12 protein-coding genes are annotated in these 15,080 nt (G+C 53.9%); all 12 read left to right on the plus strand.

Annotation, left to right across the window (positions count from 1 at the left end; all coding sequences use genetic code 11):
* Window positions 1–398 precede the first annotated feature (398 nt).
* The 12 genes from B2R17_RS22390 to B2R17_RS22445 all read left to right on the plus strand — a co-directional run bounded on the left by B2R17_RS22390 (window position 399) and on the right by B2R17_RS22445 (window position 15,013).
* Complete coding sequence (locus B2R17_RS22390) at window positions 399–1,724, plus strand: nucleotide sugar dehydrogenase (protein WP_286765742.1); 1,326 nt, start codon at window positions 399–401, stop codon at window positions 1,722–1,724.
* A 463-nt stretch (window positions 1,725–2,187) separates the two neighbouring features.
* Entirely contained in the window at window positions 2,188–3,183 is a 996-nt protein-coding gene (locus B2R17_RS22395) for a GDP-mannose 4,6-dehydratase (RefSeq protein WP_286765743.1), read from the plus strand.
* A 653-nt stretch (window positions 3,184–3,836) separates the two neighbouring features.
* Entirely contained in the window at window positions 3,837–5,105 is a 1,269-nt protein-coding gene (gene rfbB, locus B2R17_RS22400; RefSeq protein WP_286765744.1) for a dTDP-glucose 4,6-dehydratase, read from the plus strand.
* Between the two features lie 156 nt (window positions 5,106–5,261).
* Entirely contained in the window at window positions 5,262–7,061 is a 1,800-nt protein-coding gene (locus B2R17_RS22405; RefSeq protein ID WP_286765745.1) for an ABC transporter ATP-binding protein, read from the plus strand.
* Window positions 7,062–7,226: 165 nt separating this feature from the next.
* Window positions 7,227–8,237: a UDP-N-acetylglucosamine 4,6-dehydratase (inverting) gene (gene pseB / locus B2R17_RS22410; protein ID WP_286765746.1), complete on the plus strand. Its 1,011-nt coding sequence runs from the start codon at window positions 7,227–7,229 to the stop codon at window positions 8,235–8,237.
* Window positions 8,238–8,240: 3 nt separating this feature from the next.
* Complete coding sequence (pseC, locus tag B2R17_RS22415) at window positions 8,241–9,446, plus strand: UDP-4-amino-4,6-dideoxy-N-acetyl-beta-L-altrosamine transaminase (protein WP_286765747.1); 1,206 nt, start codon at window positions 8,241–8,243, stop codon at window positions 9,444–9,446.
* A complete protein-coding gene (gene pseF / locus B2R17_RS22420) occupies window positions 9,443–10,138 on the plus strand; it encodes a pseudaminic acid cytidylyltransferase (protein ID WP_286765748.1) in 696 nt (231 codons plus the stop codon). Before pseC ends, pseF begins: the two co-directional genes overlap by 4 nt.
* Before the next feature lie 5 nt (window positions 10,139–10,143).
* Window positions 10,144–11,628, plus strand: a complete 1,485-nt coding sequence (pseG, locus tag B2R17_RS22425) for a UDP-2,4-diacetamido-2,4,6-trideoxy-beta-L-altropyranose hydrolase (RefSeq protein ID WP_286765826.1) — start codon at window positions 10,144–10,146, stop codon at window positions 11,626–11,628.
* Window positions 11,621–12,646, plus strand: a complete 1,026-nt coding sequence (gene pseI / locus B2R17_RS22430; RefSeq protein ID WP_286765749.1) for a pseudaminic acid synthase — start codon at window positions 11,621–11,623, stop codon at window positions 12,644–12,646. Before pseG ends, pseI begins: the two co-directional genes overlap by 8 nt.
* A gap of 109 nt (window positions 12,647–12,755) precedes the next feature.
* The gene (locus B2R17_RS22435; RefSeq protein ID WP_286765750.1) at window positions 12,756–13,661 is read left to right on the plus strand and encodes a class I SAM-dependent methyltransferase; all 906 of its coding nucleotides are present in this window, start codon (window positions 12,756–12,758) and stop codon (window positions 13,659–13,661) included.
* 93 nt (window positions 13,662–13,754) lie between these two features.
* Window positions 13,755–14,600: a 6-hydroxymethylpterin diphosphokinase MptE-like protein gene (locus tag B2R17_RS22440; protein ID WP_286765751.1), complete on the plus strand. Its 846-nt coding sequence runs from the start codon at window positions 13,755–13,757 to the stop codon at window positions 14,598–14,600.
* Window positions 14,601–14,809: 209 nt separating this feature from the next.
* Entirely contained in the window at window positions 14,810–15,013 is a 204-nt protein-coding gene (locus B2R17_RS22445) for a hypothetical protein (protein ID WP_286765752.1), read from the plus strand.
* The last annotated feature ends 67 nt before the right edge of the window (window positions 15,014–15,080 follow it).

Here is a 15,080-nt window from a genome sequence, read left to right on the forward strand (position 1 = left end):
AGGTCGAGCGACGCCGTTCAGGCGTACGCGAGGGTGAGGGCCAAGCATGGGAAACGGCGCGCACTGCCCTCCCCGAATTCTCGCTGAACGCTCGAATCCCGACCCTTCTCAACTGCGTTGAGGTCGTGCAGTTTTGAAGTGCTGTGTTGCCAGGCGTTTATCATCACTCTCCCCCTGGGAGGGTCGAGCGATGCGAGGGGAGGGTCGAGCATCGGAACCAGCGCGTATTCCTCCCCGGCCCGAAGCGGGCCGACCCTCCCAAAGGGAGGGTGAAATAAAACTGCACAACCTCTTCGGAGTAAAGGCCTCGGCACACCATCCCGAGTCCCTTTGACCTTCACGCACAGTCCAGAAGCCTATCCCACTTTTCCCACCCGCAACCAAACACTCTTCTCTTCATGCCAACAGACTTCACTTCACGGATTCAAGATCGTAGCGCCACGATCGGTGTTGTTGGACTCGGCTATGTCGGTCTTCCCCTCGCACTGGCCTATGCTGGCGGCGGGTTCAAGACAGTAGGATTCGACATTGATGACAAGAAAACCTCCGCGATCAACGCTGGCACCAGCTACATCAAACACATTTCGGCGGACGCCATCGCCAAGGCGATCCAATCCGGCAACCTCGCCGCCACGACTGACTTCAGCCAAGTCCGCGAAGTCGACGCGATCATCCTGTGTGTTCCCACGCCGCTGGACGAACACTTCGAACCCGATCTCTCCTACGTTGTAGGAACCATCGAATCGATCCTGCCGCATCTGCGTGCAGGGCAAACGATCAGCCTCGAAAGCACGACTTACCCTGGCACCACCGCCGAGGAACTGGTCACTCGCATTGAAGCCGCCGGCCTGACCGTCGGCACCGATGTGCACGTCGTCTACTCGCCCGAACGGGAAGACCCCGGCAACCCCGAGTTCGCCGCCACCAACATTCCCAAAGTCGTCGGTGGTCACACACCGGCGTGCCTCAAGGCTGGCGAGGCGCTGTACGGCAGCGTGTTTGATCAAGTCGTCCCGGTCAGCAGCACACAAGTCGCCGAATTGACCAAACTGCTCGAAAACATTTACCGCAGCGTCAACATCGGGTTGGTCAACGAATTGAAACTTGTCGCCGACCAAATGGGCATCGACATTTGGGAAGTCATCCAAGCCGCCAGCACCAAACCCTTCGGCTTCAAAGCGTTTTACCCCGGCCCTGGACTGGGCGGCCACTGCATCCCGATCGACCCGTTCTACTTGACCTGGAAAGCCCGCGAATTCGGGGTTCACACACGGTTCATTGAACTGGCCGGCGAAATCAACCGAGCGATGCCGACACACATTGTGCGGCGTTGTGCCGATGCCCTGAACCAACACAAAAAAGCACTCAACGGCAGCAAGGTGCTGCTCATCGGTTTGGCATACAAACCCAACGTCGATGACGACCGAGAATCACCCTCTTACGAATTATTGGATCGCCTGACCTCGCACGGTGCCGAGGTCGACTACCACGATCCGCATGTCCCCGTCATTCGCCCATCACGAGAACACTCACACTGGGCCGGCAAACCCAGCGTCGCCTGGGACCAAGCAACGATCCAAAACTACGATCTAGTCCTGATTTCGACTTGGCACGATTGCCTCAACATTCAAGAACTCGCCCAGTGGTCCAAATTCATCGTCGACACCCGCAACGCCACTGCCAAACTGCCACCCGAACACCAAACCAAAGTCCTCAAGGCATAGTGGCATAGGCTTCCAGCCTGTCATTCCCGCATCACATGTAGGCGACGAAGGCCTCTTCGTCGCCCCAACACCCCACCGAGCCTATCAGCCGCCGAGCGTTAGCTCCGGTTTCCCACCAGCCGATCGACAGGCTAACCGCCTTTTCCACTCGCAACGCCCCCCCCGTAGCCAGATTCGGCAATCCAACATCGTGCACCTCTCCCGAAACGAAGTTTGGGGAGAGGTCGAGCGACGCCGTTCAGGCGTACGCGAGGGTGAGGGCCGAGCATGGGAAAGGGCGCGCACTACCCACCTCTTCCGCAACCACCCCTCTCAGCCGCAAAGCGTTAGCTCCGGTTCCCCAGCAACCAATCGACAGGCTAGAAGCCTATCCCACTGTCCTCCGAGCAGGCACCGGGTGGCTCGCGCCACTCCGCTAATACGACCTGAGTCCCTGTGGCCCTGAGCCCCTTTCCCCCTCCCCATGCCCACCGCACTCATCACCGGCATCACCGGCCAAGACGGCTCGTACCTCACCGAGCAACTGCTCGACCGAGGCTACACGGTGCACGGTTTGGTCAGGCGGACCAGCAACACGGTTCGATCTCGACTCGACCCGTTGTTTCGAGACAAGGGAGTTTACAACAAGAGCCTGTTCCTCCATTACGCGGACCTGGATGATGCAACCACCATCCGCCGCGTGCTTGTCAAAACCCAGCCCGACGAGCTGTACCACTTGGCCGGTCAAAGCCACGTGGGTGCCAGTTTCGATATCCCCGAATCGACGTGCCAATTTACTGCAATGGGCACGCTCAAGCTGCTCGAAATCCTTCGCGACCTCGAGAAACAACCACGATTCCTGCACATCAGCAGCAGCGAAATTTTCGGCCGCCCCGACGAATCCCCCCAGAACGAACGCACACCTATGCGACCAGTCACTCCGTACGGTGTGGCAAAGACCTTTGCGACCCAGATGGTCCAACTCTACCGCGAATCGTTTGGCTTATTTGCCTGCAATGCGATTTGCTACAACCACGAATCACCACGACGAGGCGAATCCTTCGTCACCCGCAAGATCACCAAAGCGGCCGCTGAAATCTCACTCGGCTTGAGTGACGAAATCGTGCTTGGGTCCCTGGACGGACGTCGCGATTGGGGCAGTGCTCCCGAATACACCACCGCCATGCACCTGATGCTTCAACAGGACACACCGGACGACTACGTCTTGGCAACCGGGCAAACACACAGCGTCGAAGAGTTCCTCGACGCCGCGTTTGAAAGCGTTGGTCTCGATTACAAAGACCACCTGAAGCAAAATCCCAAGTACATGCGACCGGCAGAAGTCACCCGCTTGGTCGGCGACCCAACCCACGCCAAAAACCAAATCGGCTGGACCCCAGCAACAACCGCGCTCGACCTAGCCCAACAAATGACCGCCGCAGACGTTGAATCGCTGAAGCGATTGGCTTCTAGCAACTAGCAACTAGCGACTAGCGACTAGCGACTAGCGATTAGCGATTAGCGATTAGCTTTTCATAACCCGCAGCGTCAGCAAGTACTCCAGCCTCCTGCCGGCTTTTGTCATAACCCGCCGCGTTAGCAAGGCCACTATCGGATTCGCCAAGAATCCGGATTCCACCTTCTCAGCCGCCGAGCGTTAGCTCCGGTTCCTTCACCACCATAACCCGCAGCGTCAGCAAGGCACACCACCTCCCCTCCCAACCCGCAGCGTCAGCAAGTAGTCCAGCCTCCTGCCAGCATTTGTCATAACCCGCAGCGTCTGCAAGCCCCAAGCGTAGCCGGATTTACCAGAATTCGGACCAAGCCTGACCATCCCATCATTTCCCCAACCTGTAGGCGACGAAGGCCCATTCGTCGCCCTCCAACCCGTAGGCGACAAAGGCCTCTTTGTCGCTCACTCCCCACGTCGCCACCCAAAAACACCACCGAGTCAGCTGAGGTGGCCTAAGTGTGGGATAGGCTTCCAGCCTGTCATCTCCACCCGCATCCCACCGCCGCAACTTTCCCGCTAACCCGCAGGCGACGAATCCCCATTCGTCGCCCTCCAACGCTGTAGGCGACAAAGGCCCTTTGTCGCCCTCCTCATCTGCGTCCCTTTCCCACCCACATCCCATGAAACTCCTCATCAGCGGCGGCGCAGGCTTCATCGGCAGCAACCTCGTCCGCTTGGCCCTGACAGCCGGCCACCAAGTCCTCAACGTCGACGCCCTCACCTACGCCGGCAACCTCGCGTCCCTGTCAGACATCGAGTCATCCCTCAACTACCAATTCGCCCACGTCGACATCACCAACGCTGCCGCGATCGACGCCACCGTCGCCGACTACCAGCCCGATGCGATCATGCACTTGGCCGCCGAGAGCCACGTCGATCGCAGCATTGATGGCCCCGGCCAGTTCATCCAGACCAACGTCATCGGCACCTTCAACCTGCTGCAATCCAGTCTGAAGCACTACCGCTCACTCAAGGGCGATGCCAAAGATCGCTTCCGCTTCCTGCACGTCTCCACCGACGAGGTCTACGGCAACCTCGGCGACGAAGGCCTGTTCAGTGAAACGACACCGTACGATCCCCACTCACCGTACTCCGCCAGCAAAGCGTCCTCCGACCACCTTGCTCGAGCCTGGCAGGACACATACGGGTTGCCCGTCATGGTCACCAACTGCAGCAACAACTACGGCCCGTATCAATTCCCTGAAAAGCTGATCCCAGTCGTGATCCTCAAGTGTCTGCGAGGCGAACCGATCCCCGTTTATGGCAAAGGCGAAAACATCCGCGACTGGCTGTACGTCGAAGACCACTGCCGAGCGTTGCTCAAGGTCATTGAAAAAGGCACCCCTGGCGAGACCTACAACATCGGCGGCAACAACGAGCAACGAAACATCGACCTCGTCCATCTAATCTGCAATCTCATGGATGAGCTCTGCTCCAAAGTCCCCTCGCCCCCGGACACGGGGGAGAGGGCTAGGGTGAGGGGGCAAGAAAGCAGCACTCCCAACTCCGCTTCAGCTCGGCCGTCCCAGGGTGAGTGGGCAAAGCAAAACACTCCCCTCTCCACCTCTGGGGGAGAGGGCCAGGGTGAGGGGGAAAAGGGCCACGCCTCCCTCATCACCTTCGTCACCGACCGCCCCGGCCACGACCTCCGCTACGCGATCGACGCCAGCAAGATCAAGCGAGAACTCGACTGGGAACCGCAAGAAGATTTCGAAAGCGGCTTCCGCAAGACCGTGCAGTGGTACCTCAACAACCAAACCTGGTGGCAAGACATCTCCTCCGGCGATTACCAGCTCGATAAACTCAATAATCTCGATAAACTCAATAATGCAAATTCCTGCGTAGAACTTCCAGAACTGTTAGCAAAAACGAATATGCTCCAAATCTAGTCTACCCATGCCATCAACATAACTCCAATCTCAACTATCCTTGTCAGTGACATCCTCAGTTCCCGACGCTTCGAATCTCGCGACTCTAAATTGCACAATCGACCAAACCGTCTTAAACCGCTCATACGCACCCGTCGTGCCTAGGATCATTTAGTTTTGCCATCGCCCATCAAGGACATACCCGCCTACCTCGGCGTCTTTCGCAGCTATCTTGGCCGTAGGATGTACCTCGTTTTCGCGTTGACGCTCTTTGGTGCATTCGCCGAAAGCTTCGGGATTGTCCTGATTTTGCCCCTGCTCCAACGGCTCGATGGACAGGAGGTGAGTGATCCGGAAGGCATTCAGTTGATACTGACACGAGCGCTAGACGCCGTGGGTGTTGGAAATTCCACCGCGGCAATCTTGACGTTGATCACGTTGGCATTCTTGATCAAAGGTGCGCTAATGTTTGCGGCGCAGGGATACAGAGCTCATTTGCGAGCCGTGTTGCTGCGAGAATTGAAAGGGCGAATGTACGACGATTACAGTCGCATGAATTACGGTTACTACTCGTCGAATAGCACCGGCCATTTCATTAATGTCATCAATGGCCAGATAAATAATGCCTTAGCCGCGTTTGAATCGTTTACGGGGCTCGCCTCCCAGGTCATTACAACGATTATTTACATCGCGCTGGCGTTCTTCGTCGCCTGGCGTTTCGGACTTATGGCGCTCGTCGCCGGTGCGGTGTTGCTGCACCTCTTCCGAAGGCTAAACTCCTACGTTCGGGACGTTTCCCGACAGGCGTCACTCGAGGGAGGTGTTTTGGCGAAATTACTTGTGCAGTCGCTGCAATCATTCAAGTACTTATCTTCAACAGGACAAACGTCAAAAAGTCGTGTACATGTTGTCGAGTCGTTGGAGAGGCTAACCGACTACGAATTCAAGAGAGGCGTCGTCGTTGCATTTGTCAATGCTTGTCGTGAGCCAATTGCCGTCGTCTTCGTTGCAGCCATAGTCTTGATCCAAGTCGCTTTCTTGAAAGCCCCATTGGGACCAATCTTAGTCTCAATTCTACTGCTTCAACGCGGACTAAACACGACAATGCTGATTCAAGGGATGTGGTTGACCACCCTGGGACAAATGGGGAGTGTCGAGCTGGTCCGCGACGAGTTCAAGGCTCAGCTGGCAAACAGGCAAGCCGATGGGGAGCAGCAACTGCCCCCCTTCACGTCCAAGATTGAATTCGATCAAGTCCACTTCTGCTACGGTGAGCAATCCGAGGATGTGCTCAAAAGCATTGATTTGAGAATCACGGCCAACACGTCCGTCGCCTTCGTCGGACCATCCGGGGCAGGCAAATCGACAATGGTCGACTTGCTCACGCTCATGCTCCAGCCTCGCACAGGCAACATCACGATCGATGGCCTTTCTGCTGAAAAGCTCGACCTGCAGAGCTGGCGTAGTCAAATCGGTTACGTGTCTCAGGACACGGTGGTTTTTGACGACACCATCGCCAACAACATTTGCATGTGGGCCGGGGATCCTTCGCAGGATGATCACCTCGACGCTCAAATTCGAGAAGCCGCCCGGCAAGCCTACATCGACGACTTTATCGAAACCCTACCCGATGGATACGAAACCCAAGTGGGCGATCGTGGCGTGCGGCTGTCTGGCGGTCAAAAGCAGCGGCTATTCATTGCCCGCGAGCTGTTTCGCCAGCCGCGTTTGTTGATACTGGACGAAGCGACCAGCGCCCTGGATTCGGAATCGGAACGCTTCATTCAACAAAGTATCGACGCACTTAAAGGCCACACCACTGTCATCATCATTGCGCACCGTCTATCGACGATTCGCAATGTGGATACCGTCTACGTCTTGGAAGCCGGGCGTATCGTGGAAAGCGGCCCCTATGAGCAATTGCGGACGTGCAAAGGCTCACGATTTGGTCAGTTAGTTGACATGCAGGCACTCTGATCAGTCAATAACTTAAGAAGCGATCCAAAAACGAATGAGAACCGCGGCAAGCGCTTCGGCGACAACCATTTTGGGGAGAGGCAATCGTAGCTGGACTCGCCAGAGTTCAGTTTTTGCACCAACGAGAAACGACAACCGTAAACGCCGCCTTTAGAAGTCACATCTATGCTAAACAACAAATCTATCCTGATCACCGGAGGCACAGGTTCCCTAGGCAAGGAACTCGTGAAAACGATCTTTGCAAAGTGGCCCGATGTCCGGCGGGTGGTTGTTTACTCTCGCGATGAGCAGAAGCAATTCCAAATGGCGCAGGAGTACCCTAGCTCTCAGTATCCGTCGTTGCGCTTCTTCATCGGGGACGTCAGAGACCGAGAGCGACTCGAGCGGGCACTAACAGGTGTTGATTACGTCGTTCATGCTGCGGCAATGAAACATGTTCACATAGCTGAGTACAATCCCGACGAATGCGTTAAAACAAATGTGGGCGGAGCCGAAAACGTCATTGAAGCGTCATTGAAGAGCGACATTACCCGCGTAGTCGCACTCTCGACCGACAAAGCCTGTGCTCCCATCAATCTTTATGGTGCGACAAAGCTGACATCAGACAAGCTTTTTATCGCGGCTAACAACATTCGCGGCAAGAAAGACATTCGTTTCTCGGTTGTCCGCTACGGAAATGTAATGGGGTCCAACGGTTCGGTGATCCCGTTCTTTCTAAAACGCAAACCATCAGGCATCCTACCAATCACTTCGCCTGATATGACCCGCTTCAACATTTCACTTCGCGAAGGGGTCGACATGGTCCTACATGCTCTTGAGCATGCCTGGGGTGGAGAGCTATACGTCCCAAAGATTCCCTCCTATCGAATCATGGAATTGGCGGAAGCAATCGGCCCCGAGTGCGAACACAAAGTCATCGGAATTCGCCCGGGTGAAAAGGTGCACGAAGAGATGATTACTCCTTCGGACTCATTTACCACTTACGACCTTGGCAGGTATTACGTCATCCTGCCGCAAACTCCGAATTGGAACTTGCAAGAGTTTCTGACGCAGTTCGATGCTCATCCGGTAGAGCCGGGCTTCAGCTACTCTTCCGGGGAGAACGACAAATTTCTGTCCGTTGCAGAAATTCGCGAATCAATTCGTCAACATGTCGACCCAGCTTTTAAAGTCTAAGGCATGATCCCCTACGGCAAACAATCAATCACCGAATCTGACCTGAGCGTCGTCACCGATTGCTTGCAATCAGGATGGCTGACAACCGGTCCCAAAGTGGCGGAATTTGAACAGCGGTTCGCCGAGTTTGTCGGTGCCAAACACGCGGTTGCCGTCTGCAACGCCACTGCGGCGCTACACTTGGCAATGCTTGTGGCCGAAGTCGGGCCCGGAGATCGGGTCATTACCAGCCCCAACACGTTCGTCGCGTCCGCGAATTGCGCCGCTTTCGTTGACGCCAAGCCGGATTTCGTGGATATCGACCCGGTTTCGTACACCCTCTGTCCCAAGGCCTTGGCGCAACACTGGACTAGCGATGTCAAAGCGGTCGTTGCCGTTGACTATGCCGGCCAAACCGCCGACATGCCTGCTATCGCAAGGGTCGCTCGTGATCGCGGCGCAGTTGTCATCGAAGACGCCTGTCATGCGGTCGGTGGCCAATTCGAACACGATGGGACCCTCCATCGTGTAGGCGGACATTCATGGGCCGACATGACAACTTTCAGCTTCCATCCCGTCAAGACAATGACGACCGGGGAAGGCGGCATGATTGTGACGGATTCGGAGATCTACGCTGAACGGGCACGTACCCTGCGAACGCACGGGATCACTCGGCAGCCCGACGAATTTATTGGCCTTGGGGAGCCAGCGTTGAATGAGCGTGGCCCATGGTACTACGAGATGCGTGAACTCGGTTTCAACTACCGGCTCACCGACTTTCAATGTGCTCTCGGGCTTAATCAACTCTCACGTCTGCCTGAATTCATATCGCGACGCCGCGAGATTGTGGCGGCCTACAACGAAGCGTTTGCTGATATCGAAGTAGTTAAAACCCCCGCACTTCGGAACCCCGCCGACCGATCCACCGCCTCCTGGCACCTCTACACCCTTCAAATTGACTTCAAAAAGCTGGAGATGACCCGAAGTGATTTCATGCGTGCCTTGGCCAACCGCGGCGTCGGCAGCCAAGTGCTCTACATCCCAGTCCACTTGCAACCTTGGTATCGCGAGCAGTTCGGCTATGAACTGGGCAAGTGCCCACACGCAGAACAGCTCTACTCAAGAACGCTCAGCTTACCACTCTTCCCGGGAATGTCAGAAGCGGATATTCACATGGTGGTTGAGACAGTCAAAGGACAGTGTCGCATCGCTGCAAGAACAAGCCGATGATCATTGCCGTGATCCCAGCGCGAGGCGGAAGCAAACGCCTGCCTGGCAAGAACATTCGAGATTTCTGTGGCCAGCCGATCATTAAATACTCAATCACCGCGGCGATCGACTCGGGCGTTTTTGACCGTGTGATAGTGACGACGGACTCGCAGGAGATCGGCGATGTCGCAAAAGCATGCGGAGCAGAGATTCCGTTCCATCGGCCTGCTGAACTCTCGGATGATCATACGCCAACGATTGCAGTGATTCGGCATGCCGTTGAAACACTTCAGCAAAGTGGCGATGCCGTTGATTTTGCGTGTTGCATCTATGCAACCGCGCCGTTCGTGCAGAGCGACGATCTAAAACAGGGCTTGAAGCAGTTGCAGTCGGGAGATGGAGAATTCGCTTTTCCAGTCACGACCTTCCCGTTTCCAATTATGAGATCCCTCAAGATTGATGACGACCAAATTAAAATGATTTGGCCTGAACATGAGATGTCACGTTCCCAAGATTTGGTTGAAGCGTGGCACGACGCTGGACAATTTTATTGGGGTACTAGCGAGGCGTGGAAGACGGCCAGCGGACTGTATTCTGCGAACTGTCTGCCGATTCGCATTCCACGTTGGCGAGTGCAAGACATCGACACCGAAGAAGACTGGAATCGCGCTCAACTAATGCATCAAGCCCTGTGCGGAAAACCGGGCTCTTGAATCTCGTGATTCGCGTTGATGCCTCGGCAACGATTGGCGCAGGGCACGTCATGCGATGCTTGGCGCTCGGTCAAGCTTGGCAAAATGCCGGGGGCGACGTGACGTTCGCGTACGCCAAAATTTTGGAGTCGATTGCGGACAGGGTCCGCCGAGAGGGCTTTGAACTAGCAAATATCGATTGCGAAATCGGCTCTGAAATCGACGCAAAACAATTGCTTCGGGTTACCCACGATCGTCAAGCCGACGCGCTCGTTATCGATGGCTATCGCTTTAGCGTCAACTACCACCAAATGCTTCAGGAGTCATCGTTCACCACGCTTGCCATTGATGATCACGGTCACCTCCCTGAATACCGAATGGACTTTGTGCTCAATCAAAATCTTGGCGCGTCCTCAGACCTGTATCCAAACGTTGCGCCGCATACTGAACTGCTGCTAGGTACTGAATTCACACTGCTGCGACAAGAATTCACCAATGCTTCACATCCAGACAAAGCCAACAGTGACGAATTCCGTATTCTTGTCACTCTTGGTGGCGCCGATCCCGACAACATATTGGACATTGTCGCCGAAGCGCTAACAAAACTGGCCGATTCAAACCTTCGCTTCCGGTTGATCTCAGGAACGCTGAACGACAATCATGACAATCTGGTTGCCAGCGTCCAGGCGGATTCAAGATTCGAGGTCGTGCGACATGTCGACGGCATGAGCGACGCTTACGAGTGGGCGGACTTCGCAGTTTGTGCAGGCGGTAGCACGAACTGGGAGATGTGCTGCTTCGGAATTCCGCGAGTCGTAATCGTCTTGGCAGAGAACCAAGAACTGATTGCGGAAGCTTTACAAGACCAAGGGATCGCCCTGAATGTTGGTGACACAAAAGGTCTGTCAGTAGACAGCCTTTGTGACATCATTGAGTCCACAATCTCGAACACTGATTTTCTGGAATCATCGGCGCGAATCGCCAGAGCGACGGTGGATGGACGCGGGGCGCAACGAGTTGTCCAACGGATTCGCGAATCGAAATCGTCCGTAAATAAAAGTGCGCCGCAACTCGGTTTGCGACCTGCGACATATGAGGACTGGCGAATTCTCTTGGAGTGGCGCAACGATCCAGAAACTCGCTCGGCAAGTCGGCAATCGAAGTCCGTTACAGAGACCGATCACTGCCAATGGCTAAAAACCATTCTTGCATGTGACGCAAATCAAATGATGATAGCCGAAGTGAATGGACAACCAGTTGGGACTGTACGTCTAGACGGCACGGATCCCTCTGTGATCTCATGGACTGTAGCACCAAATTGCCGCGGGAAAGGATACGGAAAACAGATGGTGAAATTGATGATTCGCAATACGGACCGTCGAATTAATGCGGTCGCCCGAACATCAAACTTAGGCTCCTGTCGTATCGCAATTGCGGCGGGTTTCCGAATCACTAAAAGTGATCAGGAGTGGACGGAATTCACTTACGTCCCGGAGCGCACTAATGACTAGTAAAAACTCGACAATGTCCGTCTACATGATCGCTGAATTGTCCGCGAACCATGGGGGAAGTCTCGAACACGCATTGAAGACGATTCGGGCGATGAAGGATGCTGGTGCGGACGCGGTCAAGCTGCAGACTTATACGGCTGACACGCTGACAATCGATTGTGATCGCGACGAATTCAAAGTTGGAACCGGAACGCTTTGGGAAGGTCGTACTCTGTACGATCTTTACGAAGAAGCTCATACGCCATGGGGTTGGCACGAAGCTCTATTCGCCGAGGCAAACAATTTGGGAATGGATTGTTTCTCGACTCCATTCGATAACTCTGCGGTCGATTTCCTGGAGCAATTTGACCCACCCTATTACAAAGTTGCTTCCTTCGAGCTCGTCGATCTACCGCTAATCGAATACATCGCTTCCAAAGGGCGTCCAATCATCATGTCCACCGGCATGGGATCCCTTGCCGAAATCAGCGATGCAGTCGACGTGGTCAAGGCATATGGTGTCCCACTGACACTGTTGAAATGCACCAGTGCCTATCCTTCACCGCCCGAGTCCATGAACCTCCGCACGATCAGCCACTTGGCAGAAGCCTTTGGCGTCCCCACGGGGTTGTCGGATCATACGCTCGGCATCGCAGTGCCAACGGCGGCTGTCGCAATGGGTGCGACAGTGATTGAAAAGCATTTCACTCTCGCGCGAGAACAGCCAGGACCAGACAGTGCATTTTCATTGGAGCCACATGAATTCCAGGCAATGGTTGATGCCATCCGAGTGACCGAAAAAGCACTTGGCAAAGTCTGCTACCAACGCACCGAAAAGGAACAGGCCAGCACGGCATTTCGACGTTCACTGTTCGTCGTCCAGAACGTGGAGGCCGGAGAAACTTTCACCAGCGAAAACGTGCGTTCCATTCGCCCCGGCCACGGCATGCCGCCCAAATTTCTAAAACAGATACTTGGTCGATACGCGAAGACCAAGATCGCTAGGGGCACCCCCCTTTCCCAATCCATGATCATCTGAGAAACAAACTGGAGCTTCAGTTAGGAATTTTTTTCACCAAAAGATTCCTCGCAGTCTGATTGCAAGGGTCAGTTCTCAAATACTTTTCGTCAGTTGAAAGAATACCGTAGTGAGCTTTAAATCGACGATTAATCGGCAGGATATCTTACTCCGTTATCAATCTGGCGAAAACATTAGCAGGTTGCTCCGCGATGAGGAAGGAAATAACACCGAGGGTATAGTTGAGCTAGCATATGACTTGCAGTCAGGCTCCTATATTGAAGCATTGAATGACCCGGAGGTGCTGCAGTTTAAAAGAGACTACGGAAAGTTGATTGCATCGACAATCCGAGAGTTTTGTGAACCAGGTTCTATCCTTGAAGCTGGTGTCGGTGAAGCAACCACTCTTGCGTTTGTACTCCAGGTCCTGACGGAAACAATTTCATTTGGCTTTGACATTTCGTGGTCGCGAATCTGGGTCGCCAAACAGTGGATTCAATCGCAAAACATCGCTAAAGACACAAGCCTATTTACAGCAAGCATTTTCGCCATTCCGCTTCCTGATAACTCAATCGATGTTGTTTACACGTCGCATTCGATAGAGCCGAACGGCGGCATGGAAGAGGCTGCAGTCAAGGAGCTATATCGGGTGGCACGCAAGTACGTCATCCTCCTGGAGCCTGCTTACGACTTAGCGTCGCTTGAGGCAAAGGAAAGAATGAAGTCCCATGGTTATTGTGTTCATCTGTTCGATGTGATTCAGCAACTTGGACTGCCTGTTGAACGCCATGAACTATTCCCTTTAACGATATCTTCGATGAATCCAACGGGTGTTACCATCATACGCAAACCCGCTGAAGAAGCTTTAATGCCGAAATTCGTCTGTCCTGTGACTGGCGGCATTTTGACCGAATTTGGAGGTGCGTTGCATTCACATCAGCACCTGGCAGCGTATCCAATCATTGGAGGGATCCCCTGCTTACGCGATGAAAGTTCTGTACTAGCTAGTGCAATCTCGAGTTTCCCAAAGTTGTAGCGGGCAATTTCCCCGAATCAAGAACGCGTAAATCTGTTGGTTTTGTACGTAGTCCAGCTGCTTCCCCCCTACGTTTAAAGGATCCAATAACCCATGGATTTCATGAAGAAAGTGTGTGTAAGCCTGCTGTGGAAGTCGGAGTTGGGCTGCACCAATTTGTCAAGATTGCTACGCAAACGCCGTGTAAAAATGGCATCGTGGCAATTAATTCATCTCGCGCAAAGAAATACTGACCTAAACGGCAGGCACTCGAATCAAAGAGCATTTGTCGTCGGTACCGGACCATCGCTCAGCAATCTTGATCTCAGCTTGCTAAAGGGAGAGATTACCTTTGGGCTCAACAGCCTCTTTCGACATTCGTGCATAGAACAGTGGAGCCCAACCTATTACTGCATAAATGACCCTAGCTGGTGGTTGTCCGATGGAGTGCCAGGGAAAATGAACGAATACCTTAGCGAAGTCGTGAGCTCAGTCCCCGGATCGACCTTTCTTGTGTCGACAGAAGCAAAAGAATCAGTAAGTGCCGGACAGCTCCCTCAAGACAAAACACGCTTCGTCCATTTTTCGGGTGCTGCAGATGATGGCCTATTTGATTGGCCGAGGCTCGATAGTGCACTACCTGGCTCAAAAAACATTGCTCAAACTGCACTGCTTGAGGCGTTGGCGATGGGATGTAATCCAATTTATCTGATTGGGTGCGATCACTCCTTTGAGACCTTAGATGGAAACTGGGGGCATTTCTATGAAAATGCTCCTAAGGAAAGAAACGATAGAGAGGCCGACGTCGAATCGTTTCACGAATTCATTTATCTATTGATGAAGGGGTACCGTCACGTACGCAACCTCGCATCATCTCGCGATGTACAGATCTTCAATGCAACGGGAGCTGGCAGGCTCGACGTTTTTCCTAAGGCTGATTTTGAGTCCCTGTTCAAGTGAGCCACCCAATGCACTTTGAAAGACAGCCTTGATTTAAACGCGGCGATGAGCCGTAGTTCCTTTGCCCCCGAACTTAACATCGCCTTTCCACGTAGTGATCTTCGTGATACCAACGAGCGAATCCTCTGAGAAACTATCTGGGAGACCCGATAGCGGAAAGGGCGTAAAACTTGGACAATTTGGCTTTCGCCGCAACGCAGTGGATCGCGATGAATGCGGAAAGACGAACTTACAAGTCTGATGTTTCCGATGAACAATGGCAATTGATCGGGCCCAAACTTGAACGTTTGACGCCGCCCGGTCACCTTGGTCAGCCACGCAAGGCTGATCTTCCTCCTTTCGTTGTTCTCAACATATCTGTTAAAAAGAATGCCGCTTTTGGAGAAGGTGGTATAGCAGTCCCGGACTTCTGAAGGAGATCGGTTCTTTGGTGCGACGTACGTTGGTAACTCCGTCGCAATCATGTTGATTGGCAACTCA

The organism is Rhodopirellula sp. UBA1907 (assembly GCF_002337565.1).
GTDB lineage: Bacteria > Planctomycetota > Planctomycetia > Pirellulales > Pirellulaceae > Rhodopirellula > Rhodopirellula europaea.